The 23,191-nt window shown below is 60.2% G+C and carries 26 protein-coding genes; 5 read left to right on the forward strand and 21 right to left on the reverse strand.

Going from position 1 to position 23,191, the window contains the following annotated elements; translation table 11 throughout:
- Nucleotides 1–10 precede the first annotated feature (10 nt).
- From B3349_RS01425 to B3349_RS01455, 7 genes are read right to left on the reverse strand one after another with little or no spacing between them, the layout of a single operon-like run.
- Nucleotides 11–5,263, reverse strand: a complete 5,253-nt coding sequence (locus tag B3349_RS01425; protein WP_291585752.1) for a host specificity factor TipJ family phage tail protein — start codon at nt 5,261–5,263, stop codon at nt 11–13.
- Nucleotides 5,254–5,655, reverse strand: coding sequence for a hypothetical protein (locus B3349_RS01430; protein WP_291585755.1), 402 nt, complete (start codon nt 5,653–5,655; stop codon nt 5,254–5,256). Before B3349_RS01430 ends, B3349_RS01425 begins: the two co-directional genes overlap by 10 nt.
- Nucleotides 5,655–6,116, reverse strand: coding sequence for a DUF1833 family protein (locus B3349_RS01435; RefSeq protein ID WP_291585757.1), 462 nt, complete (start codon nt 6,114–6,116; stop codon nt 5,655–5,657). Before B3349_RS01435 ends, B3349_RS01430 begins: the two co-directional genes overlap by 1 nt.
- On the reverse strand, nt 6,113–6,469 hold the full coding sequence (locus tag B3349_RS01440; protein WP_291585759.1) for a hypothetical protein: 357 nt from the start codon (nt 6,467–6,469) through the stop codon (nt 6,113–6,115). The genes B3349_RS01435 and B3349_RS01440 overlap by 4 nt, the downstream gene beginning before the upstream one ends.
- Before the next feature lie 24 nt (nt 6,470–6,493).
- On the reverse strand, nt 6,494–9,577 hold the full coding sequence (locus B3349_RS01445) for a tape measure protein (protein WP_291585761.1): 3,084 nt from the start codon (nt 9,575–9,577) through the stop codon (nt 6,494–6,496).
- A 39-nt stretch (nt 9,578–9,616) separates the two neighbouring features.
- The gene (locus B3349_RS01450; RefSeq protein WP_291585763.1) at nt 9,617–10,627 is read right to left on the reverse strand and encodes a KilA-N domain-containing protein; all 1,011 of its coding nucleotides are present in this window, start codon (nt 10,625–10,627) and stop codon (nt 9,617–9,619) included.
- Complete coding sequence (locus tag B3349_RS01455; protein ID WP_218332391.1) at nt 10,611–10,781, reverse strand: Arc family DNA-binding protein; 171 nt, start codon at nt 10,779–10,781, stop codon at nt 10,611–10,613. The genes B3349_RS01450 and B3349_RS01455 overlap by 17 nt, the downstream gene beginning before the upstream one ends.
- A gap of 103 nt (nt 10,782–10,884) precedes the next feature.
- On the opposite strand from B3349_RS01455, the gene B3349_RS01460 reads away from it, so the two are divergent.
- The 3 genes from B3349_RS01460 (at nt 10,885) to B3349_RS01470 (ending at nt 12,420) form a co-directional block, all read left to right on the forward strand.
- Complete coding sequence (locus B3349_RS01460; RefSeq protein WP_291585768.1) at nt 10,885–11,277, forward strand: Arc family DNA-binding protein; 393 nt, start codon at nt 10,885–10,887, stop codon at nt 11,275–11,277.
- A 200-nt stretch (nt 11,278–11,477) separates the two neighbouring features.
- Complete coding sequence (locus B3349_RS01465; RefSeq protein ID WP_291585770.1) at nt 11,478–12,191, forward strand: hypothetical protein; 714 nt, start codon at nt 11,478–11,480, stop codon at nt 12,189–12,191.
- A gap of 31 nt (nt 12,192–12,222) precedes the next feature.
- Nucleotides 12,223–12,420, forward strand: coding sequence for a hypothetical protein (locus B3349_RS01470; RefSeq protein ID WP_291585772.1), 198 nt, complete (start codon nt 12,223–12,225; stop codon nt 12,418–12,420).
- A gap of 55 nt (nt 12,421–12,475) precedes the next feature.
- Here B3349_RS01470 and B3349_RS01475 read toward each other — a convergent pair whose 3' ends face one another.
- Nucleotides 12,476–12,688: a hypothetical protein gene (locus B3349_RS01475; RefSeq protein WP_291585774.1), complete on the reverse strand. Its 213-nt coding sequence runs from the start codon at nt 12,686–12,688 to the stop codon at nt 12,476–12,478.
- A gap of 284 nt (nt 12,689–12,972) precedes the next feature.
- Here B3349_RS01475 and B3349_RS01480 point away from each other — a divergent pair, with 284 nt between their 5' ends.
- Nucleotides 12,973–13,368, forward strand: a complete 396-nt coding sequence (locus tag B3349_RS01480) for an SMI1/KNR4 family protein (protein ID WP_291585776.1) — start codon at nt 12,973–12,975, stop codon at nt 13,366–13,368.
- Nucleotides 13,369–13,427: 59 nt separating this feature from the next.
- On the opposite strand, the gene B3349_RS01485 is transcribed toward B3349_RS01480, so the two are convergent.
- The 5 genes from B3349_RS01485 to B3349_RS01505 are packed head-to-tail and all read right to left on the reverse strand — an operon-like array spanning nt 13,428 to nt 15,495.
- The gene (locus tag B3349_RS01485) at nt 13,428–13,964 is read right to left on the reverse strand and encodes a DUF6246 family protein (protein ID WP_291585777.1); all 537 of its coding nucleotides are present in this window, start codon (nt 13,962–13,964) and stop codon (nt 13,428–13,430) included.
- Nucleotides 13,964–14,428, reverse strand: a complete 465-nt coding sequence (locus B3349_RS01490; RefSeq protein WP_291585780.1) for a phage tail tube protein — start codon at nt 14,426–14,428, stop codon at nt 13,964–13,966. Before B3349_RS01490 ends, B3349_RS01485 begins: the two co-directional genes overlap by 1 nt.
- 10 nt (nt 14,429–14,438) lie before the next feature.
- Complete coding sequence (locus B3349_RS01495) at nt 14,439–14,789, reverse strand: phage tail termination protein (RefSeq protein ID WP_291585782.1); 351 nt, start codon at nt 14,787–14,789, stop codon at nt 14,439–14,441.
- On the reverse strand, nt 14,786–15,136 hold the full coding sequence (locus B3349_RS01500) for a hypothetical protein (RefSeq protein ID WP_291585784.1): 351 nt from the start codon (nt 15,134–15,136) through the stop codon (nt 14,786–14,788). The genes B3349_RS01495 and B3349_RS01500 overlap by 4 nt, the downstream gene beginning before the upstream one ends.
- Nucleotides 15,136–15,495 carry a hypothetical protein gene (locus B3349_RS01505; protein WP_291585786.1) on the reverse strand — a complete coding sequence of 120 codons (360 nt, stop codon included), beginning with the start codon at nt 15,493–15,495 and terminating at the stop codon, nt 15,136–15,138. Before B3349_RS01505 ends, B3349_RS01500 begins: the two co-directional genes overlap by 1 nt.
- 101 nt (nt 15,496–15,596) lie before the next feature.
- Here B3349_RS01505 and B3349_RS01510 point away from each other — a divergent pair, with 101 nt between their 5' ends.
- Nucleotides 15,597–16,253, forward strand: coding sequence for a C39 family peptidase (locus tag B3349_RS01510; protein ID WP_291585788.1), 657 nt, complete (start codon nt 15,597–15,599; stop codon nt 16,251–16,253).
- A 21-nt stretch (nt 16,254–16,274) separates the two neighbouring features.
- Here the strand turns inward: B3349_RS01510 and B3349_RS01515 are convergent, their stop codons facing one another.
- The 8 genes from B3349_RS01515 to B3349_RS01550 are packed head-to-tail and all read right to left on the reverse strand — an operon-like array spanning nt 16,275 to nt 22,866.
- Nucleotides 16,275–16,646 (reverse strand): DUF7370 family protein, encoded by a 372-nt coding sequence (locus B3349_RS01515; protein ID WP_291585790.1) that lies wholly within the window; start codon nt 16,644–16,646, stop codon nt 16,275–16,277.
- Complete coding sequence (locus B3349_RS01520; RefSeq protein WP_291585792.1) at nt 16,643–17,119, reverse strand: hypothetical protein; 477 nt, start codon at nt 17,117–17,119, stop codon at nt 16,643–16,645. Before B3349_RS01520 ends, B3349_RS01515 begins: the two co-directional genes overlap by 4 nt.
- A gap of 2 nt (nt 17,120–17,121) precedes the next feature.
- Nucleotides 17,122–18,138: a major capsid protein gene (locus B3349_RS01525; RefSeq protein WP_291585795.1), complete on the reverse strand. Its 1,017-nt coding sequence runs from the start codon at nt 18,136–18,138 to the stop codon at nt 17,122–17,124.
- A gap of 14 nt (nt 18,139–18,152) precedes the next feature.
- The gene (locus B3349_RS01530; RefSeq protein ID WP_291585796.1) at nt 18,153–18,611 is read right to left on the reverse strand and encodes a hypothetical protein; all 459 of its coding nucleotides are present in this window, start codon (nt 18,609–18,611) and stop codon (nt 18,153–18,155) included.
- Between the two features lie 2 nt (nt 18,612–18,613).
- The gene (locus B3349_RS01535; protein WP_291585798.1) at nt 18,614–19,909 is read right to left on the reverse strand and encodes a DUF2213 domain-containing protein; all 1,296 of its coding nucleotides are present in this window, start codon (nt 19,907–19,909) and stop codon (nt 18,614–18,616) included.
- 42 nt (nt 19,910–19,951) lie between these two features.
- Nucleotides 19,952–20,569 carry a hypothetical protein gene (locus B3349_RS01540; RefSeq protein WP_291585800.1) on the reverse strand — a complete coding sequence of 206 codons (618 nt, stop codon included), beginning with the start codon at nt 20,567–20,569 and terminating at the stop codon, nt 19,952–19,954.
- Between the two features lie 25 nt (nt 20,570–20,594).
- Nucleotides 20,595–21,521, reverse strand: coding sequence for a phage minor head protein (locus tag B3349_RS01545; protein ID WP_291585802.1), 927 nt, complete (start codon nt 21,519–21,521; stop codon nt 20,595–20,597).
- Entirely contained in the window at nt 21,502–22,866 is a 1,365-nt protein-coding gene (locus B3349_RS01550) for an anti-CBASS protein Acb1 family protein (RefSeq protein ID WP_291585804.1), read from the reverse strand. The genes B3349_RS01545 and B3349_RS01550 overlap by 20 nt, the downstream gene beginning before the upstream one ends.
- Nucleotides 22,867–23,191: the final 325 nt, after the last annotated feature.

Below are 23,191 nucleotides of genomic sequence, written 5' to 3' on the forward strand. Positions count from 1 at the left end.
TACCTTTTGGTTAACGATTAACGATGAGAGCGTTCAAGGTCAAAGAATTCACCTGGCGCTGATTGGTTGCAGCAGGGCTAACCGAAACGCTACGGACATGAATGGAGATACTGGTAGTGCCCGTCATCGAGCCATCGGCCACACACCCGGGGATGCTGAACAACTTTGAGTTGCTGCCCCCATCTGATCGGCCGGTTGGAGAGAGCGAGATAAGCATCGCCACGGCGCTGCCCACAACGACCTGCAGATCGGCCTCGTAAAGCCTGACGTTTGCCGACGTCGCGTTGTCATCCAGGCTGTTGAAAACGTAGTCCCCGAACCCCGAGAGAACGGCAGACTTCCCCGCTGGCAAAGTGAAACTCAGGATGGTGCTCCACGCTGTGTTTCTTGTGATCGTTACCGGCCCTCCAGAAAACGCCCGGCTCTGGCTCACGCTACCGGGCGCCAGTTGGGCCATCTCGATCACGTTGAGCTTGCTCAGGCGCAGGCCGTTGGCCTCGTCGTACGACAGGTCACTGCCTAGCTGGAACATGCGCGTCGCGCCGGTGGCACCCAGGTTCCAAAACGAGGTGTTCGCCGCGTTCTGGATGCGCCCCGCCGTCACAGTCCCCAGGTTCGCCGCAATAGCGCTCAGCGAAGACACATTGATCTCGGTAGCCGTCACAGCGCCGGCAGCGAGCTGGGCCGCTGTGATCGTCTTGGCTGCGATCTTGGCCGCCGTCACAGCGGCTACCGACAGTTCATTGGCCGTCACGGAGCCTGCAGCAATCTTGTCCGTGGTCACGGAGTTGGTGGCCAGGTGCGAGGCCGTGATGGACCCCGCCGCAATGCGCGCAGCAGCCAAGGTGCCCGCCGTGATCTTGTCTGCGGACAGATTGCCGATCATGGCGTTCACAATGGCGCCGTCCTGGATCGCGGCCGTGCCCACCGCGATGGCGTTGGCGGCCATCTTGGCGGCCGTGATGGCGCCGTCGACGATCAGTTCGGCCGAGGTCGCTTCTGCAACCCTTAGCTTTCCGACGCGGAGATAGGTAGCTGCGCTACCCTCGTCGATATAGCAAACGACCCGGGCACTCGTAGTGGTAGTGGGCGCTGTGGCTTGAAGGAACACCTGCCGCCAACCAGCGCCCACAGCAGAGTCATTGAAATTTGTCTGTGAAACCAAATTTCCCGCCGGGTTGTACCAGAGGATCGACACACGCCACGAACCCGCGGCGTTCGGCCAGACTGCAGTACGAAGCGTGTAAGCCGCAGAGTGCTTGACAGGGAACGACGTTGATTGCACCCCGGCAAGGACGCCTGCAGTAGTACCCACGCGGTATACCCCGAGCACTTTCTTACTTGCCGTACCAGCGTTCTGGTTGGGCTCGTTGGAAAGAAGCTGGACTGAAGCACCCGCCGAGGTCCACATACCCAACTCCATGTACTCGGGGTCGGGCACCAGGGTGCTGGCGTCTGAGATCACCATCTTGCTGGCCGTGATCGCCCCAGCCGCAATCTGCTCGGCATTCACAGCCCCTGCAGCGATGGCTGCCGCCGTCACAGAGTCAGCGGCCAGCTTGGCTGCCGTGATGGCTCCGGCTGCAATAGCCGCGGCCGTCACCGCATTGGCTGCCAGCTTGGGGGTGCTGATCGCACCGTCCGCAATCTGGGTGGCCCCGATCTGCCCGGACACATCCGCCGCAGCCGTGGCTGCCGTGTACTTGCTGCCATCCCACCGGTACAGCTTGCCGCCATACACGATGGTGCTGGTGCCCTTGACCGTGGGCAGGGCCCCGCTTGCCACAATGCCCACCGGCTCGATGCCGCTGGCAAACTTGGTCGCATCCACGGCCTGTGCCGCCAGCTTGGCTGCCGTCACCGCGCTGTTGGCCAGGTTTTCAGCCTCCACCACCAGCGCGCCCAGGTCGCTGTTGCCGACCTTGCCCACGGTCAAGGTGACCGGGCCAGCGGGCTGCAGCGATTCCACGCCGTCCACCGTCTTCCACTTGGCCCAGAAGCGGTAGGTCTTGCCCAGCTCGACTGCTGCCGTGGCGATATGCTCCGGTCCGGCAGCCGCAAGGCGCGCAGCAGCAAACCCGGGGTTCGGCACCTCTGCCGTGACCTCAGCCACATAGAAATTGCTGCTGGCATGGCCGTGGCCTTGCTCATAGGTGGGCAGATCCGTCTGCAGCGTGGCACTTGTCAGCGCTGCAGAGGCCTGGAACCCCGTGGGCGTGGGCGGCGGCGTCAGGTCTGGCTGGAAGATGTCGTCAAACACCCCGTCCAGCTGCACCACGGTGCGCACCACGCCTGGGGCCAGCAGCCCTGCCGTGTCGATCGCACGCAGTCCAAAGGTCCACTGCCCGGCTTCCGGCTTGGTGGTCTCGAACTGGGCGGTGTAGACATCGTCAGCCACCCCCAGCGGCTGCATGCCCTCCCAGCTGGCCTCCGTCAAAGGCACATCACCGGGCAAGTAGCGGATCTGCACCCCGGCCAGCGCGGCGGGCTTGTCGCCCGCGTACGACCACATAAACCGGCGCAGGCCGCCATCGACCTGCATCACAGCAAATTCCCCCGGGTTGCGGGGCGGCACCTGCGTCGCCGTCGTGATGTACAGCAGCGCAGCCGACTGCCCCACACGGCCGCCCGGGCTGAAGGGCCGCACTTCGATCAGCCATTCCCCCGCACCATCGATGCGGAAGGTGGTGCGGGTGCCCGTGGCATTGCCGTCCACCAGGCGCAGTTCGCTGCCGTCACGGCCCGCCCAGACCTGAGCGTGGTCATAGTCGCCGTCTACCTCCCACTGCACATGCAGCTCATACCACTCGGTGTCCCCTTGCACATTGACCTGCTCCTGCACGCGCAGGTCGCGGGCGTTCGGCCGGCCCAGTTGGGGGAGGGTGCTCTGGTTGGGCGCGGGCACATAGGTGCCGTTGAGCACGTAGTCCCAGAACTCCGGCCCTTCAGGCACACAGGAGACGGCTGCGCCGGACAGGTCGCTCTCGGGCTCAATGCCGGTCACGCGCACGCGGTAGCCCGGCGTGGGCTTGAAGTCCGCGCACCACAGCGTGTCGTGCGCGGGGTTGTCCAGGCCATCGCCGGGGAACGCCACACCGGCAGGCCACTCGCCCACCAGCTCCACCACGTCCGAGGCTTCGGCCATCGGCACCATGGGCCACACGCGGTAGTCGCGCTCGCCCGGGATGCGCAGGCCCATGTGGGGCGTAGCCAGCGGCGGCACCGGTTCATCGAGCTGCAGCCGGATCTTGCTGCCCACGATCTGCGCGGCCATCACACGGCCGCCAAAGCCCCACTGCGTCAGGTCGTGCGACACGGACAGCACGCTCAGGCGGCGGTAATCCAGGTGCTCGATGTCCGCCTGAAAATTCACCGTCTTGAACTGGTACAGGCTTTGCGCCAGGTGGTAACGCGCCAGTACGGCGGCATGCGCCTCACTGGTCACACCCTCGCCCGTCACCCGCGCCGGGTTGAGCATGGTGGTCACGCCCGGGGCCATCACGCGCAGCGTCTTGGTCTCCCAGGTGTTGCGGTCCAGGTACTGGTACTCGATGCCGTCGGCCGCATTGCCCAGCACGTAGTCCACGCTGAAGCCAGCCTTTTTCATATTGGCCATGTTGACCACGGCGCTGATGGGCTGGCCGCTGCTGACAAAGGCCACCGTGGGCCGGCTGCCATCGGTCCAGGTGAACTGTCCCATGCCGGCCAGAGCCACTTCATCGCAGAACTGCTGCAGCGACATCTGCTGCGTCACCCAGCGGTCATAGGTGTAGCCCTTGGCCTTGCAGTGCAGCATGAAGGCTTTGAGGCCCTCGATGTCGATCTGCTCGTCCGACATGCCGTAGCCCCACTGCAGCACATCCTTGCCATTGCGGTCCTTGGCGTACACGCCGCGCAAGGTCTGCAAGATGATGGCGCCCGGGTTGCTCAGCCCCTCCTCGCGGGTGGTGGCAGTCGCCCACGCCAGCCCATCCCACACCGGCAGCGGACGTGCGCGATAAGTCGCACGCAGCGTGTCCAGGCTGCCAGAGAGCTGCCCCGTGGCCTTGATCTTGATGCCGATGCGGCCCCACTGGCTGTAGTCGGTGGTATCGGCCTGGATGGTGCGCAGCGCTGTCCAGGCCACCTGGCGCGTGGTCTTGTCCGGGTTCGGTCCGTCCAGGCGGCGCATGCGCACCTCGTACTGCCCCGACGGAACGGTTTTACCGAAGGTGGCGCGCCGGTTCTCTGTCGTGTTGTTGCTCAGCTGCTTGGGGGCAAAAAGGTTCTGCCACGCCGTAGTGCCCACCGCGCGGTACTGCGCCTCCAGATTCAGGTAGGCCCGCTTCAACCCCTTGTTGCCCTGGATAAAGAGCTGGTACTCCAGGTCCACATGCAAGCCGATGGCGCCGGCAGAGCTGGTGCGCGTCACCCACGCTGTGGTGTCAGGAAGCTCACCACCGGCAATGGTGTCCACGTTGCTGTACAGGGGCACTGCCACGCTGGGCATGCCACTGAAGCCATTGTGGAACACGCTCACATCGGTGTATGCGGTGATGGACGTATCACCGATGGCCAGATCCGCTGCCGTGTGCACATTGATGCCACCCAGCAAGATCACGGACATGTACTGGTCTTCCCCTTCAGGCCAGGTGTAGGACTGGCTGGCCAGGTCGGGCGAGACACGCATCTCCCCCCACAGCACCGGCAAAGGCTCGTAGAGCCGCGCACTGTTGCGCTGGCTGCTCAGGCTGTAGACCTGGCGCGCAGCGGCCACATCGCCGACCTTGGGCACCTTGGGGCCCAGCACCTTGTTGATCAGCATGGAGCCGGCAATGACGATGCCGGCCTGGATCGCTGCCAGTGCAAACCCTGCAGAGGCAGCCACGTAGGTGCCACCCATTGCGCCGTACAGCCCAGCGGCAAGGCCACCAGAGAAGTACGTCAGCGCAGCAATGGCCACCAACGCCACGGCCTGCTTGGCCACCACGGCACGGCAGGCAATGTGCATGCCGTGCTTGGGGTAGGCGTGGGGCCACATGGCGCGCGGCACCATGGACCCGCCAATGCTCACCACCCAGGCGCCGGATTCAATGCCGGGCACATGCCGGCCCAGGAACACGGCCAGGCTCTCGCCGGGCTGCAGATCCGCCGGCACATTGCGCTGGCCGTCGATGGTCAGCGCATGCGGCGTAACCACCAGGCGGCCCATGGCATCCAGCAGCTCGGCAGGCATGCCATCCACGGCAGCCACAGCAGCGGCTTCAGCGCGGGTCATTTCCATCGGTAGTACCCCTCCACCGTCAGGCCCAGGCCCGACAGCTCTTGCAGCCGGTGCAGCGTGCTGCCCCCCTGCATCCAGGCGGCCACATGCAACACATACGGCGTGTAGTTGATAAAAAAGTAAGTGCCTATATGGCCTGCGTGCGTAGCGCCTACTTCGCGCATCAGCACGGCATCGCCGTCTTGCGGGCGCGGTACCGGGTCTGCCAGCTGGGCGCTCATGGCAGCGATCTCCCGGGCCTGGGCTGCGCTGTCCAGCGGGCGCGGCCGCCGGCCTGCCAGCAGCACCGCACGGCCAAACACCTGCTGTTGCACCCGCATGGCAAGGTCGGCGCAGTCCATGTGGCGCGGGTCATAAGCAATGCCCACCAGGGCTTCAATGCGCTCCAGCATCAAAAGATCCCCGACAAGGTGAAAGGCGTGGCCATCTGCTTGCAGGCCGACTGGCGGGTGACCTCGTCCACGCTGCAGCTGGCCTGGGCACTGGCGCCGCTGATGCTGACGCTGGACATGGGCAGCCAGAACACATGCTCATGCCGGTCAGGCGTATCACGACCCACCACGATCAGCTTGGCCATGGTGGTGGTGCCGGGCTGGCGGCGCTCCAGCTCATCGCTGACACCGCGGCCCACGTTGTCCATGGCGAGGCGCATGCGTGGCGCACTGCCGCTCACGTCGTCAGGCAAGGTGAAACCAAAAGGCAGGCCGGTGTAGGACTTGCCCTGGCTCACAAAGTCCTGGACGTCATTGCAGATCAGCATCGGCTCGGAAAAGCTGGGGTTGGTGACCTCCAGCAGCTGCACAAAACCCACGTCATCGGTGATGCGCTGGTTGCGCGTGTGGAAGGCGGTCATCCCAAGCACTCCAGGACAACCGCTCGAGTGGCCACGTGGTAGCCGCTGACCGCGGGCAGCAGCTCACCAATGTCGGCTCCTTCAAACCGCATGAGCGTCAAACGTCCCGTGCGGGGATGGTGAACTTCGAAGAAACCAATCCGCTTGATCCCGTTGAAGTACCAGTCCTCGAAGGCATTCACATCCACTTGGGATGCAAACAGAAGCGTGGCATTTAGCTTGCGCAGCACCTTGCTGTTACCCACGCGCTGCTTCGCAAGCCCGCGCTCCATTTCCGTACGCACGATCGCCGGGTCAAAAGACTCGGACTGACCGGGGAAGAGAATTGAAACGTACTCGGGAAGCGATGCCATGAAAGGCATGCTAGGGAGACAAAATCAGCCATCCCCTAGACCAAATCTCCCCTTCATCGCACGGTAAGAACTGCTGCTGCCGTTGCTGATGCCATCGGCAAAGCGTCTATCGACCTGTTTGAAAATTACCTCGACATCGAATTGACCAGGGCCCGAACTGCTTTGCTTGACCTCGGGCTGAGACGGGGCACCGATGAACTTCATATTGATAATTGGCGCAGCCCCAGACCATCCGCCACCTCGCCCCTCTGGCGATGGAACGCTGGCCACCTCCATCCCTCCAAGTGGCGTCACCGATCCAGACTGGCCTGCCATCATCAGCAGCTGCTTGTTGCCCACGGTCAGCAGCTCCGGATCGCCGCGCTCGTTCACCTCGTACATCTTGCCGGCAGACACATTTCCGCCGTTCTCGCGCTTGCCGCTGAACGCGGCAGCCAGGCCGGCACTGGAGTAGTCGCCGTAGCCGGCATTACCCGCACCGCCAACGGGCGTGCCGCCACCAAAGAAAGAGCTCACGCCGCTGAGCAAGGTCCCAAACAAGCCACCCCCACCGCCACCATTCGACCCGCCAAGCAGTTGCACCATGCTGGCCCGGACCTGGATTCGGATAAGGTCAGCAATGATGGATTCGGTCATGCTTTTGAAGTCAATTTTGGTCCTCATCGCAAAACCTACAGCCATATCCTCCATGCCTTGGAAGCCCTTCTCAAACAGGCTCTGTGCTTGGCTGGCAGCATCCCTGGCCTGCTCTGCATAGTTCTGCCAGGCGCGGCTTGCGCCATTCATCCAGTCTTCATCGGTACTGCGCTTGCGCAGCACGTACTCGTCGTAAGCCGCTAAGGACTTGCTTTGGTAGCCCTCCTCGATGCGCAGCACTTCGTCGTACATCTTGCCAATGCGCGCGCGGTCTTTTTCGTCGGCCTGGGCCAGCGCCGTCCGCCGTTGATCTTCAATCTGCTGAGCCCGCTGGGCAAACTGCTGGACGAGCTGCAGACGCTGCTCCATCTCCTCTCTGGCACGGTCCCCCATAGAGGCCCCGGCGATGTCAGCATCCTGCCGCGCGATCTCCACCTGCAGTTGCCGGCGCGCGGCCAACTCCGCATTGGTGACCATCAGCGCATCTGCCGCTTCACGCCGCGCTATTTCGGCACGGCTCTGTGCCGCCTTTTGCCGAATGGAGGTCGCGCCCTCCTCGTACTCCTGATCCGTCAGCTTTCGCTCATCAAGCAGCTTCTTGTGCTTGCTCAACGCCTCGCGCTCATCGGCATCAATCTTGGCAAGCCCCGCCTCCGTTGCATCTGCGCGCAGGCCAAGCAAGTAGCTCTTGCTGTCAAACTTCCCTGCCTTGGCGGTTTCGTTCAGCTTCTTCTGCGCCTGCTCCAGGTTGTAGATGGAGGTGGCAAGCCTCTCCGCTTCAGCACGCTCTTCTGCCGTGGCATTGCTTCCGAGCTTCTGGATGGCCTGGAGCCGCGCCCGGGCCACCCCCGTCAATTTGGCAAGCTCCTCCTCTTCACGCATGGCCGCCAGCCGCTTTTGCACCTCAGGGTCGCTGCGGGTCACGCGAGTAGTGCTCACGCCTTTCTGCCGTGCCGCAAGCTCATCCTCAACTTTCTTCAGTTGATCGCGCATCTTGCCCAGCGCTTCAGACTCAGTTTCTGTCGAAGCCTCAAGCCTCTCGATCTCTTCCCTCCACTCCTTGGCCTTTGCATGGCTCGGGAATTGCCGCAGGTTGCTATTGAGGGTTTCGATCCGCGCGTTGGCTTTTCCTGCCGCAGAGTCAAAGGCGGTCATCTCTGAGACCTTCTTCATTAACTCCGTGCGCATCAACTTCAGATTTGCATCGCCAAGTTCATTTACAGCAGTGGTCAGCAGATCTACTTTGGGCGCAGCCTTGGCCGCGCTATCACCAAACTTGAACACGCTCGCGGCTGCCAAAGCCACCATGACAGCGATGCCCACCGGTCCACCCAGAAAGCCCAAGATGCCTTTCAAGGCCGCGCCCAATGCTGTGGAGGAGGCAACTGCGACAGCTTGGGCCGCTGCGAGACGCTTCTCGGCCACCTCCAGCGCTAGAGTGGCCGCCGTTACCTGGGTCGTGTTTGCGGTCATCGCAGAAAGTGCTCGCACTTTTGCCAACGCTGCTGCAGTTTGCGCAACCTCTGCCTCAGCCAAAGCCAATTCAGCAACGGCCGCACTCCTCGCAGCCGCAGTCTTTGCAGCGGTGGCCACCGCCGCAGCAGTCATGCCTCCAACGTAGCGCGCCAGACCGGCTGTCACTGCCAGCAGCGCCACATCCGCCAGAGTGTTGAAGTTCTCTCCCAGCGCTTTCACAACCCCGGCGATGGTCGTGGTAATTCCATGGGCCTCGTTGCTCCAGCCTATGTACTCTTGCAGCCCATTCGTGACCGACTGAATGGCATCGCGCACCGTGGTCGGCATCTCCGCCACCTGCTTGGCTACCTTGGCAGAGCCATCGGAAAGCGCATTCACGAACAGGTCAATGCCCAGCTTGCCCTCGGCACCCAGCTTTCGGATCTCCTCCGCGCTCTTGCCACTGCTCTCGGCAATGATGTCCACCACGCTGTCCAGGGTGGAATAGATGCTCATCCAGGCATCCGCGTCGATCTTGCCCTTCTGCAAGGACTTGGCCAGCGCATCCTGGGCGCCTTTGGCCTTCTCAGTGCTGGCGGCATTCACCACCAGCAAGCCGCTGAAGGTGTCGATCACATCGATGGATTGCCCAAGCGAAAGCCCCATCTCGCGCAGCACCGGTGAGAGCTGGATGAATGATTCCCGGGTTTCGTTGATGGAGCGGAACGTCTGGTTCGCGGACTGCAGCATGCGCTCCTGAACCAGCGCATATTCCTCCGTGCTCTTGGTGGCCTGCTTGATACGGCTGGCGTACTGGCCCCACTCATCAGCCATGTCGATGATCTTCATCACCGCCAGGCCGGACAGCGCAGCCTTGGCGGCCGCAGCAATCGGCGCCAACCGCTGCAGGCTATCGGCCGTCTTGTTCAGGTTCTGCTGCGCCCGGCGCTGATCCTTGATCATCTGATCAAGGTCTAGCGTCACGTCGTAATAGATCTCGCCGACTTTCTCTGCCACAGCATGCACTCCGGATGTTCCAGAGGCATGCTAGGGACGCTACACCCCGATGGCACCCGGCTTCGAGGCTTCATACTGCAAGCGCTGCGCCAGGCGCTGGTTGCACGCCGTGGCCAGGTCCGCCAGTTCCTTGTTCGTCGGCAGCATTCCGTTTGGCTCCAGCAGCCTGCGGGGCAAGTCGGCCATGGACACGACCATCGCACTCCCCTCAACCGGCTTCGCCCATGCCGCAGGCACACCATCACGTGCATGCCAGTCCATGTGGAACATCCAGCGGTCGTGCTTGTGCACATCCTGGTCATCCACCACTGCATTGAACACCGTCATCGCAGCCTGCTTTGCCACCTCGGAAGCCAAGGCATAGGCATGCTTGATCTTTTCGTTGTCCGTGGCCGGCGACGGTGCATCATCCACCACCTCCCACTCGGCAATGTGTCGCGCCAGGATGTTCACGGCCTCGTGGAACTCCTCCGCCGGAATGTGCCGGTAGTCAGTCTTGAAGTGGGACTTCAGCTTGGCCCAGCCCTTCACCATCGCACCGGCCTGCTTTTCATGGGGCAGCTTCTTGACGCTGCCGGTCAGCATGTTGCGCAAGGTATCGGCCTGCTCTTGGCTCAGGGTTTGGTCGGCGTGGACGCTAAATGGCGTGGCCGCCGCCAAGAACACGCGGATCACCTTGAGGTGGAATGCAGCGCTGATCCAGGCTGCGTAAGCGATGACGAGCTCCTTACAGACGTAGGTGCCGCCGCGCTTTCCACGGCGTGTCTCGATGCAATTCCGCTGATCTGCGGATTTAATCTCGGCAATCAGGGCTAGTGTCTGCTCCAGCCGCGTGAACTGATTGGGCGCATGCTTGTCCGCTCCACCGCTCGCATGATGCAAGTCGTTCAACGAGTACAGCTCACCCACTTGGCGGACACTTGTTGTTCCGATGGTCAGTGCTTTAGAATTGATCACGTTGGATCCTTGTTTGATAGCTTGGGTTACTTCACTCGAAGCCCTGCCGGTTGCCGCCGTCAGGGCTTCACTCTTTTCAGGCCACGCTTGCATGTTGGGCCTCATCCTCCTTGCGGCTTCGCTCTAGGCGGGCAACGATCTCCCCGTTCAGAGAACGGAAGTTGTCGACCGCCTTGTGCTTTAGCCATTGCTTGAGCTCTTCGGGGATGCGCACCGGGGACGGTGCTCGTGATTTGTTACCTTGCATGCTTCCCTTTCAATGAACCACCGTGATCCATTGAATGCAGTATGCACCACGGTGATCCACTCATGCAATACCCACGTGGATCACTGTGGTTTATCATCGTCCAATGAGCCGTGAAGACCCACAAATGAAGATCAGGCTGCCGGCCGATCTCAAAGACCAGATCGAAGCTGCATCCAAGCAGTCAGGGCGCTCCATGAACGCGGAGATCGTGGCGCGGCTGGAGAAGTCGTTTGCTTGGACTGCGTCAGACAGCAGAGTACTGTCCGTTGGCGCAATACAACCCCACTCGAAGCTGCAGATGCTTGTTAAAAGGGTTGCCGAACAAGCTGCAGAAATCGCTGCATCCGATCTTTTGGTTAGCTTCAAAGACTTGGAAGACCAAGGCGATTGGAAAGATGAGCTGGAAGTTTTCTTGGACCGCAGCAAAAGGCATGCAACGAACCTCAGCGATCTTGAGCCAAGCCTCAAAGTGAAAGTGAAGCCAAAATCCAATTGAGACTCGCCAATTACAGCAGCAAAAGCCCGCCTCGCGCGGGCTTCACTTTTCCCCCTCTTAACCGCCTCTTCTGTGCCAGCCTGACTGCCTCTCTGGCTCATGCCGTGCTCGCATGCTTCAGTAGCCTTGTGGATGGAAAATTGCGTGCCATGAAGATCATCCGCGAAGCACACACGACATAATCTCCCGCAGGAGGAGAAATGTCTTCAGTGAATTCAAATAGTCCCACACTCAATGAATGCACCGTTCTGGGTGCAAACGGGTTCCCTTTTAGCGTAGGCAGCAAGCTCAACCTCGGGTTTGATGAACAAGGCGTCCATTGCGCCAGTTCCACCCGAACAGCCTCCGTCAACTACAGCGAGCTTGCCGAATTGAATATTTCTGGTCCCGGCTCTGTATCGACCGGTGGCGGCTTTATCGGCGGCGGCTTTGGTGCTGAAGGAGCGCTGGAAGGCATTGCCATCGCCGGCGTGCTGAACCTTCTGACCAGCAAGACAACGGTACACACCTTTCTCACGTTGATCACCAACTTTGGTGAGCTGCATTTGCACTATGGCGGGCTTGAGCCAGGCGCATTGCGAATTGCTCTGGCCCATGTCTTCGTCAAGCTCCGGCGGCTCGACCCCGTATGGCTGGAGTCCCGTCTCGCCATCCTCCGCGCTCAACGTGAAGCTGGTCAAATTTCTGAGACTGAATTTTCCTCAGCTACGAAACGCTTGCTGGTTTCATCCGATTGGAAGGATCCTGTCATGGAGGCTGTTGAGCTTCGGAAGCTGCACCAAACAGCCCTTGAGAATGGTCCAAAAGGCGAGTGTCCAAATTGCAACGCCATCATCCCATTTCTCTCCGAATCCTGTCCTAAGTGCAAAGCTGCATTTGGGGTGGGTTCCACTTGGCAAGTGACCCCTGTCTAACCCTATTACAGCAAAACACAGCGAGAGACGAATGACTCAAGCCGAAGCGAAAAAACAGATTGTTGAGCTCTGGAAGACATGGCTACAAGACAACAGCAGTGGGAAGCTGTCACAAGACATGCTGACCTTCTATGCAAACCTCAAAAAGCAGTGCCCGGAGTTGCTGAGCTTCCGCGCCGCTGGTGACAAGTGGCAAACAGTCAAGATGTGGATTCAGGCCGTCTACTGAATTCCCAATAAAAAGCCCCTCTCGAGGGGCTTTTTCGTTTCAGGCTTTCTTGCGCTTACTTGTGGCCACCCACGTAGTGACCGCCTTTACCGCTGCGGCCCTTGCCTCCAACGCGCTTGCTTCCTTTGCGGCCTGCTGCCTCAAACGACACCGCTCCAGCAGCAGATTTGCCCGACACAAAAGACGTGGTGCCGGCTGCGTGAACCGAAGGTGCAGCTTGCGTGGATGTGGCTGCGGCGAAAGCGATAGCCAGGAATGCGATTTTCATAAGTCTCTCCCCTTTATTGGAGTGACCATGCTATGCGGTGAAGATGACTAGAGGCTTGCGACGATCGTCAAAGTACGTTGGGACTTTTCCCCGCAGCTCTTGAGCTAAAACCACCAGTACTTTCGCTACGGTTAATCGAGCTCTGCAGAGTCCTCTCCAAACAGCCTGCATCCACTAGAGCGCCGCTGTTTTTTCGTTGCCGCCGTTGCTCGTCGTTAACGCACAGACCTCAGGGACCAGTTGCAGAGCGGCATTCATGGCAGATATCGAAGACAATTTCCACCATGCAACTCGAAAAAATTCTGAAGACTTGGCAGCTAAACCCAGCGCCACCCCTGGGCGCACTTGAGATTGCTACAGCCTTGCTCCAAGCCCCGCTGCCTTCTGACTACGTGCAGTTTTTACAGCAACATGATGGAGGAGAAGGGTTTGTTGGAGAAAATTATTTGGTCCTCTGGAAGTCGGAAGAACTTGTTCAGTTTAATCATGACTACGAATCGGATCAGTATGCGCCTGGCTTGATTCTGTTTGGGTCTGACGGAGGCGGGGAAGGCTACGCCTTCGATTCAAGAACCTCACCTATGTCGATAGTTCGTGTTCCCTTAATTGGCATGGATCTCCTTTACGCGCAGTTCGTTGCAGCGCGGTTCGATGACTTGTGGAGCGAACTTGCTAGATGAAGCCGCTGGCGCCCGCGACAACGGAAAAACTCTTCTCTTTGACACCTTGTGTCAGCCATTCACTTCGCATGAGTTGCCTCCATCGCCGCCCGGTACTCCTCACGCGTTGGAACATCCCGCTTCTTCTTAGCGTCCGGAAACTTCATCTCGAACAAGGCCTGGAACTCGGTCATGCTGAGCGCCTCCGCCTCTTCGGCGCTCATACCCAGGTGCACACGGGCTGCGGCAACGTACTCTGCCGCCTGGAACTCTTCGGCAACCTTCCCGCCCTTTCCTCCACCTTCTGGCTTACCCACCATGCCATGACGCATCAGGTGGGCGGCCAGGCATACCTGCTCTTGAACGGGCATGGCCCCAGACTGCCAGCCTTGCCCCAGGTCCAACCAGCCGATCAAAGGTGACACATCATCCTGATCGCACATGATGGCCAGGACGTATCGTGCATTCAGCAGGGCCTGCCGACCAAATAGGCCGCGGAAGATCTGCACCACTTCACGCGGCCGGCCCAGTTCGGCTACCCGGCGAAAGGTTGGCCGAAAGGTGAATTCCTGGCCATCAGGCATCACCACCCGAGACAGGCCATGCTCTGTGAGCATCAGGGCCCTTCGGGCAAGGTCAGCTCCACATTGCCGTTGCTGGCCGCGCTGATGCTCCAAGTGGCTTCGTTGGCATACGGGCTGTCGTTCGACCACGAGCTGACAATGAACGGGCCTTCGTAGACCTTGCCGCCGGGGTACGTGATCTTGAACCACACCTTGGGCTGGTAGCCGGTCTCGGCCGGGGGTGACACGACATGCTTTTCCAGCAGGAACTGGTTGTGCACGTCGTCGTCGTAGCTCACGCCATCGCCCGAGAACTCCACGTTCTTGAACGTCACCAGGCTGGTCTTGGTGAAATTCGGCGACTTGTCTGCCGTGGTGTCCACCGTATCCCAGGTGGTGTTCAAGGCCTTGGCACGCATCATGCCCAGCACCTTGTAATCGTCGGCGGCCGGCTTGGGCAGCGCCTCCGGCTTCAAGGCAAATTCGACCTTTACGTCGCGTCCTACGTGTGCGCCCATGGGGAGCTCCTTATCGATTCATGATGGTTGAGATGGCCAGTTCGGCCACCGGGCGCCCGTCATCGGTAGCCCAGTAGACCGGCTCTCCTGGTTCAATGAATGCTAGGGAGCCTGTCTCGTCCATCAGTAGCGCAATGAGCTCCTGGGCCTTGCCCTCCGGGGTGCCTGCGGCGTCGGATTTATTGCCTATTAGCACCAAGCTGAAAGCGGGCTTGCGAACCAGCCCAACAGCGGGCCCGCCCATTGGCCGTAGAACGGCATAACGCTCGGCATTCCCGCTATCGGTCCAGCGGCCAAACTGGAACCGCCAGCCGGCCAGCGCTGGCGCAAGTAGTTCGCGCAGGACTTCGCTCGCCGTCATGTCTTGATCGATCCGATGACAACTGCGCGGATATTGGGCTCGGCGTTCTCGAAGCCCTTGGCAAGAAACTCCTTCTCGGCGCTTGTCCGGCGGAATTTCTGCTTCACGTTTGGGTCATGCACCGACACCGCGTACTCTGCCGTGTAGCCGACCGTGCCCACCACTTTCGAGCCCTCTTGCTCCACGCGCCGATACTGGCTGTTCAGCAGCGCGGAGGTATCTATGGGCGTCATCACCGAGGCCTCGGACGCCCCCAGGATCGGCGCCTGGGTGACGCCCTTGACACCCTTGTCCTGAACCATGCGTGCGAACTGCGGCAGCCGGTTGGTAACTCGTGCTTTGGCCATTACGTCAGGATCCTATAGTCGTCAGCGATCCGGTCGAAGGTGTCAGCGTCCCGCACCACCGTGCGGACCTCCGCAGCGCCAGCCGCAATCGGATCGGCTTCAGCACTCTCGCCAATCAGGACATAGTCGCCCTGCTTGACCACCGCGTATTCGGTGTAGAGCACTTGGCGCAAGGCCAGCTCCACTCCGGTTTGCGGTGACGTGCCGCCAGCGTCCGCGGACCGAACGGCTTCAGCCTTGTAGTCGCAGTCGAAAACTACCGGAGGCCCATAGGTGTTCTGGCCAGACCAGTCGTCGCGGCCAAGGAGTGGCCAATGGGTTGCTTTAGCGGTGTAGGACCAAGATGCGGATGCAGACATATCTATGCATGCTAGGGAGTCCGAAAAATGGCTATTGCTAACAATTTGTTTCTAGAGCAAAGTTCCTCTTGCCGACGTATCCCCTAGACAAGAGGAAGAATATGCTTAAACACCTTAGAAGCATCTGCGCAATACTGGTTTTGATTGCAACGGCAAACCATGCTTTTGCGGAATTTATTGGGATAACGCAAGACGAATTCCAACCACACTACCGACGCCAAACTCAGACCATGTGGTGCTGGGCATCTAGCGCTGAAATGGTCTTGTCCTATCAAGGTGTAGAGCTGGAACAAGACAAAATTGTTCAGCTCGTTACAGGAGGAACCAACAATGCTCCTGGATCATTACCTCAGATGGTCTCCTCAACAAATGGCGTAGTTAAAGATATTAACGGCGAATCGACCGTCGTATCTGGGCAGTTCGTCTTAGGATGGCCATTGCCTACCGTGCTTTTCAACCAGCTAAAGCAGAAGAAGCCTGTAATACTTACATTCCAAAATGGCCCGGGAATTGGCCATGCCGTGGTTCTCACGGGGGTCGATGCAAGCGTAGGCGCAAATGGAGTGACCATATCCAAATACCATTTCTTCGACCCATTCTCCTACTCAGCCGTGCCAACACCGTTTGGAATGAATTTCTTAATAAACGATGCTTTGATTTACCAAAGCGCCGATCTAATGATGACTCCTGGAGGACTGATAATGCTAGGAAAAGGTGTCGTCACAGGTGCAATTTTTATGAATGGCTCAACGCTCTAAGCCTAAATAATCGCCTGACACCTACCCATTCACCACAAACATGAATGCGCCGCCAGCTGGGTCAGGCCCAACAATGGCTGCCACCGTGCCGGCCGTATCCAGTGCCGCCAGCGAGCGTCTCAAGGCCGTCAGGTCGCCATCCTTGTACTTGAAGCCGCGCGAGGCCCCAGAGGGAGCCCCCTGGCTAGAAAGGCGGCGCGGATCGCCAGCGGCTGCCACCAGGGCCACGGCCATGCACTGGACCAGAATTTGGGTGTGGCTGGCGTAGCCCGCATCCACCATGGCCTGCTCGGCTGTGGCGACACGGGCCACGGCAGCATCCAGAAGGAACACGGGCACGCTCACGCCCAACACGGAATCCAGGTACTGCTGCGCTTGCGTGCTCGTGATCATTTCTTGCCTGCCTTCGCGATCTCTTCAGCCAAGCGTTCATCCGACCATCGCCCGTCGACCTTGATGCCCAGCTTCTCAGCTTCGGCGTTCAGGTCTGTGCGCGTCTTTGCGACCGGACCGGCTGCTGCCGCAAGCGCCTCATCCAACTGATGCTGCAGGCCGGCTTCGCGATCGAGTGCGGTCGCGAGAGCGGCCTGAGCGGATTCAAGCTGCTGCAGCGCCTGGTCACGCTCAGCGCGCAAGTCACCGAAGGCGTCCTGAATCGCCGCTTCACGCGCTTGGTGCGCCCGGTCGTAGCCGCCGCCCGTGACCACCTTCGGCTCATAGTGGAAAGCCTCGCTGACATCGTCCGGCACCATGATGCACTTGCCAACGGCCCAGGCCGGCACGGCCTCGCCATCGAACGCAACGACATCGCCGACCTTGGCGCCCGTGGGCCAGGGGCCCTTCAGATTGGTAACGCGAACCTTCATGGTCATGCCTTCGTCGCGTGGGCGATCTGCGAGCGGCCTTCATAGTCGCTCTTGAACTGCGGCACGGCCGAGGCGATCACGCCGAACACGTAGTCGTCTTCCGGATTCAAGCGCACCTTGGGACGGGTAGCCAGAGGCATGCCGTTCAGGATGCGGCCCCACTGGCCGGAGGTCATGTTGGCGATCGAAATCAGCTCGTCGGCAGCCAGGCGTGGCACCGGCACGATCTCAGCGATCTGGCTGATCTCGCGGATGCGCTGCAGGATGGTCTTCGGGTAGCCCGCCGTGAACTCGTTGATATCGGCGTACGTGTAGTCGCCGTAGTTCATGAACACCGTGATGCGCCCGAAAGCGTTGTCCGCCAGGTGCATGTTCACCTGTTCTTCGAACACCTCCAGCCACTGGGCGCCGCTCGCGCCCTTCAGGGTGAAGCCGTGCACACCGGTGCTGCGCTGCGGGAAGTTGCGCAGGCCATAGATCTTGGAGCCCCCCACATCGATGCCGGCGAAGCCGTTCAGCGCGATGTCTTCCAGCTTCTCGGCCACCTTGCGCTGGTGGTTGGCGATCGTGTCGGTGTCGATCGACCCACCGCCGCGGCGCAGCACTTCCATCTGACGCCAGCCGAAGCGGGCCTGGCTGTCGATGATGGGCACAGGCGTGCCTTCGTACTGGATCAGCGCCTGGTCGGCCTTGCCTTCGGAGCGACCGTCCATGGACACGTGCACCTCGCCCGAATCGCTGATCTTCGGGAAGTAATTGACCAGCTCGCCCATGCCGACAGGGCGCGAGCTGGCGGCGGCCAAGCGGTTGAACACGACGAGCTGGTCGCGCTGCAGTTGCACGGCCTGGGTGTCGATGGAGCGCCAGGCATCCAGCGGCACCTGGGCGGCATTGCCCACCAGGGGATTGCCAAAGCCATCCGCAAAGGCGGAGTTGGTGGCCAGCGTGGCGGCGCTCGCGTTGAAGGCCGTACGGGCAGCACGCAGCGCGGTTTCTTGATCAGGGGTGAAACGAAGCATGTGAGCTCCCTCTTTTAAGCAGCGAATGTGTAGTGGTTGGCGATTTCGACGTCCAGCAGATCACCTGCAGCGACGTTGGCAGCCTTGTCTGCGAAGGCCACCACCACGTTGCCGGCCGCAGCAGCGGTCAGGCGGCCGGCGGCGCCGATGGTCAATGGCTGGCCAAAGGTGTAGTTCCCGGCGGCCATGGCGGCCTGGTACTGCTGGCCCGGCTCCAGAACGTAGGCCACGCCCGTCTCGTTGGGCGCATAGGCTGTCTTGAGCGGGTCACTGCCGTTGAACCAGCTTCCGGCGATGGCGTAGAAGTCACGGTGTGCCAGCAGGCGCACCTTAGGGCCGAAGGCAGCCGCCTGGGTCAACGTGGCGGCGCCTTCGGTCACGAACGTACCGGGCAGCAAGGCTGCAGCCACCGGCTTGTCCGACACCGTGCGCGGGTGCTTGTCGTGAGCACCGCGGTAGATCAGGTTGGGCATGATTACTTCTTCCCTTCATCGATCAGGCTGTTGATGGAGTAGCTCGCAAACTCGTCGCCGGGCTTCTTCTGCTCTTGGCTGTTGCCCACGCTCACCGGTGCGGCCTTCGCCTTCAGCTCTTTCAGGCGGGCCAGCGGCATGGCCTTGAAATCGTCCGCAGTCAGCGAGCTGTTGGTTGCCAGTTCGGCGGCCAGTGCATCGCGTTCGCTGTTCTCGGCAGCGGTCTTGGCTGCTTCAAATTCAGCGACCTTCGAGTTCGCAGCAGCCAGTGCCTCCTGGTGGGGTTTGGCCACCACGGAGTTGTAGGCCTGCAGCAGCTGCGCTTCGGTGAGGCCATCGACATTCACGCCCGCAGCATTCAGCGCAGCAATGATTTGGTCTTTCACGATGTCAATCTCCTGATGGTTCGTGACAGGTTCATAGGAAACCTGCCGAAGTACTTCAACAGGCTGTCCAACCCATGCTACGGAGCCGTTTTCGGAGGCGTGATACTCCTGGCGCCAGTTCTTCCCATCGCGGTCGACCCACACCGCATAGCCTGGGAAAACCTCCCGAACCCAGCAGGAGTCGGGCACCAGGAGCTGAAGGCCGCTGGCAATTTGGTCAAAGCTGATGTCTTTGTTGGTGAACAGGCTGCGCAGCCAGCCAATGGCGCCCTCGTAGCGCCGGTCTTCGGGCTCCTGGTTCACCTGGATGGTCTCGATGGCATCTTCCCCGCCCTCGCTGTTGAGGAACATGCCCACGCCCTGCTCTGGCGTGCCCGCGCCCACCTCATCCAGCAGGATGGCCAGGTGGTCGTACTGCAGGTTGGTGGCAATCGAGGTGTATTTCTTGCCGTGGCTCTCACCGTTGGCCACAACCTCAATCAGGTTCAGACCCGTGCTGACGTGGATGGGATCTGCATTCGTGCCAGCAATAGCCGCATCCAGCCGCTCCACCAGCTTCTTGCCCTGCTCCGTCGCCATGGCCATGTCGCCGTTGACCAAGATATCGGTCAGGGTCCGGCCGCCCTCGTGCCGGGCATTGGTGCAGTAGGCACCGATCCAAGCAGCGGCCAGGGCCTCGCCGTTGGCAGCGCTAATGTGCTGCCCCTTGCTGTTCTTGGGGTGGCCGGCGGGCGCAGGCTTGCCGTTCAGGCTCTTGACGCCGGCGGCGAGCTGGTCTGCCGGGTACAACCGACGGTTCATCACGATGTCGTCGACCGCGCCGACGACATCCCGGATGGTGTACGTGTTGCCGGACTTGCTGATGTTGGCCGCATTGACGGCGCTGACGATGTGAACGCGCTTGGTGCTCATGGACTTGCCTCATGTAGATGCAAGCCATGCTAGGGAGCAGGATTATCGTCGGCGCGCTTCTATGCGCTCGCGCAATTCTCTAGCTTCATCTAATGCTAAGTGCTTCTCAAGATTTGGCTGAATCGTTATTAACTCCCTATATAAATCAATACAATCAGCGGGCTCTTTTGAATCAGATTTGACAATACCAAAGAGCATTGAGGTCAGTGGCCCGAAGTAAACTATCTCTGTTGCTGAACCAATTAGCGAATGATATTTCAAGTAGGGGCCGATAGCACAAGAAACGATACTATTCTCGGCCAAAATCTGTGCTTTTCTATCAACTGTCCTAATTTGCCCCATGCTTATCTCTAGGAAGAAAGACGGAAGCCCAACACTTGCTTGAGCGTCTTTTGTTGCCTCTCCCAAGCTACTCATGAAAGATAGACATCCGAATGCTGTTGCAGCAAAGGCAGCAAATTTATAGAAAATTCCTGCAAAATCCAAATTATCAAACAACCAGTAGAAACAAAATCCTAATATGGCCAAAAAGCTAGAAAAACAGGCCAAAACCGCCCACCAGTCATTAATTTTCCAAGAAATAAGTGAGAGATTTCCAAAAAATAAAAATGCGGCGAAACAAAAAATTAATACTGCATACCTCAAAAAAATATTTCCCATATTTAAGATATATATATTTATATTGCTAATAAGAAGATTTAGCAAGCACCCAACTTTGCTGCTCAGCCTCCATCATTCTAGTTAGCCTATTCGACAAAATAGGCTTTCCGTCTGCATCCAGCAAACACTCCGTCTGCCCACAGTGGCAGTTGTACCGGTTGCCATCTCGGCCATAAAACGCCCTCACCTCATCGGTCGAATACACCCGGCCATTGCGCATCGCGTGCGTGGCCCGGGTGGTGGGCTGCAGCGCAGACGTCCACAGCATGCCAATCTTGATGCCCAGCTCCTGCGTCGTGGCTTCAGCCTCAGCCCAGCGTGCCTGGCGCAGCGTGTCGGTGATGTCGGTCTGGGCGTACTGCGCAGCCTTGGACTTGGTAACGCCCAGGGCTTCCTCAATCAGCTTGCGTGCCGCGTGCGGGTTCAGGCCATCGGCCACCGCCCGGCCAATGACTGCAGCAAGCCGGCTCTGCCCCTCGGCTCGCAAGCCGGTCCAGTGCTCATAGCTCTTGATGCGCGCCAGGCCCACCCGGGTGCGATACGGCTCGCTGCTGATCACCAGATCCAGCGTGCGCGCTGTGGCATAGACCGACGACAGCTGGGCCAAGTTGGCCACGCTCTGCGCGGTGCCCAGCTGCGCCGCCTGGTTCACGAACGGATCCCACCAGAACAAGTACCTGGGCTCCCGCCCGTTCTGAATCCACCGGTCCAGTGCCGCCTCAATCTCCAGCATGGTCATGTCCATCACTTCGGGCGTGATGCCGTAGCGCACCAGCGCAGCCTCATCGTTCAGGGCGTAGACCGGGATGCGGTCGAAAATGGCCAGCACATCCTTGCGCAGGCCATCGAACCGACGATTGATCTGCGCCAGGGCGTTCCGCAGCAGGCCTGCCGTCCCAGTGCGGTCACGTGCGGTGCCCGGGATCGCCGGGTTACGCGGGCGCTCGCGCATCTTCTTCCTGCTCTTGGCCAGTCTGCTCCGGATCGCCTTCCGTAGGCATCCCATCATCGGTGCGCTGCTCGAAGCCCATCACAGCACGCAGCTCGTTGGCATCGAACAGGGGCTCCACCAACCCCGCCTGGAAGGCCTGTTGCATTGCGGCGGTCATCTTGCCCAGCAGCTCGGCCTTGTCTTTTTCCGAAGGCGCATTGACCGGTGGCCACTCCACTTCAAATTCACCGGCCTCGATGATGCCGGCGGCCTGCATGCGGGCGATGAACTCCTCCAGCATGGGAGTGAGCTCCATCTCCTGGCGGCTGGCACAGCGGTTGGCAAAGTCTGCCTTGTCCTCATCACTGGCTAGGCGCCCGGTCTGCTGCCCGAACAGGATGGTGAAGGGGATGCGCACCGATGCTGCAAACTCGTTGGCAGCCACGGTCCATGGCCCTGTGGGATCGCTGATCGACGTCTGCAAGGTCGTAGCGTCACCACCCTGCATGACGATGGCGGCATCCGTGCTGCGGTTCAGGGCCCGCGCCTGGGTTTCATGTGCATCACGCACAGATTCGACAGGCTCCCCATAGTCCCCCGGGATGGCCTGGGGCGCGGCGCCTACGTCGTACTTGAACACGATGGTCCGGGCGCTGTTCTTGAGATAGCTCTCTCCTGAGCCGCCGGCAATCTTGTCCAGGTCAACCAGCCGGTTGAAGCCAGCGCGCAGCAGTGGAACGCCTTCAAAGAAATCCCCGGTCGACCCTTCGGCCAGGATCTGCACACGGCTGGGGTGCACATCAGCCCATTCCTCAGGGCGCCCTTGCGTCTCGGTGCCCGGCGGGCTGATCTTCCGGTACTGGAACATGGCCGGCGTGCCGTAGTTTTCTGCAGCCGGATCCGTATGCCAAGTGGTGACCTTGAGCTGGTCCTCATACACCGGAATCAGGTCGACCAACTTGGCCGCCCGCTGCAGCGGCTCGGCCAGTGCTTTGCTGTCTGCTACCCGGTAGATGACAGCCGCATAGCGGCCCACCATGTTGCGCCGGTCCAGGTCCTTGAGCTTGGCCATGGCCCGCACGTTGCGCAGGAGCTTACCTACGCCCTTCTCCCACGGACTTTCCTTGTCGCTGTTCGGCCGTTTGATCCGTGGCAGCTTCTGCCAACAGCCATCGAGCAGCTTGTGCACGGCGCCATGGCCTGCCCCGCCCCGCTCGTAGGCGGCATAAAGCATGTCGAAGCTGACGTGCTGGCTGTAGCCGTATTGGGTCCAGGCTGTGGGGCGCTTGGCGTCGAGACCCAGCGAGCCGAGGAATTCGCGTCGGGCGCGGGAGAGGTCGAGGGAATTGGTGGCGATCTCAGGCATAGCGCCCATGCTAGGGAGCCGGTGTCTGCCATACTCCCGGCACATAGAAAATCAATGGAGGAAAAAAATGCACGACCCTTTAGATTCTATTGGAGCGCTCCGGATGCTCATGGAGGAGCTTGGTCTACATCCTGCAGATCAAACTGAGTTTGATGTCAGCGCAAAACTGACTTTCGGAAAGACTCGAGGCTCAAGGATTAATCTCAGAATCAATTCCAATCCGTATAGTGGCAACGGCCCATACCTAGACTTCAATGAAACAATTAAGAGCTATGGTCTTCGTTTCACTAGATTCACCCCCCAGTATCAGGAAATGATCTGGGAT

Source organism: Comamonas sp. UBA7528, assembly GCF_002479375.1.
Classification (GTDB): domain Bacteria; phylum Pseudomonadota; class Gammaproteobacteria; order Burkholderiales; family Burkholderiaceae_C; genus Comamonas.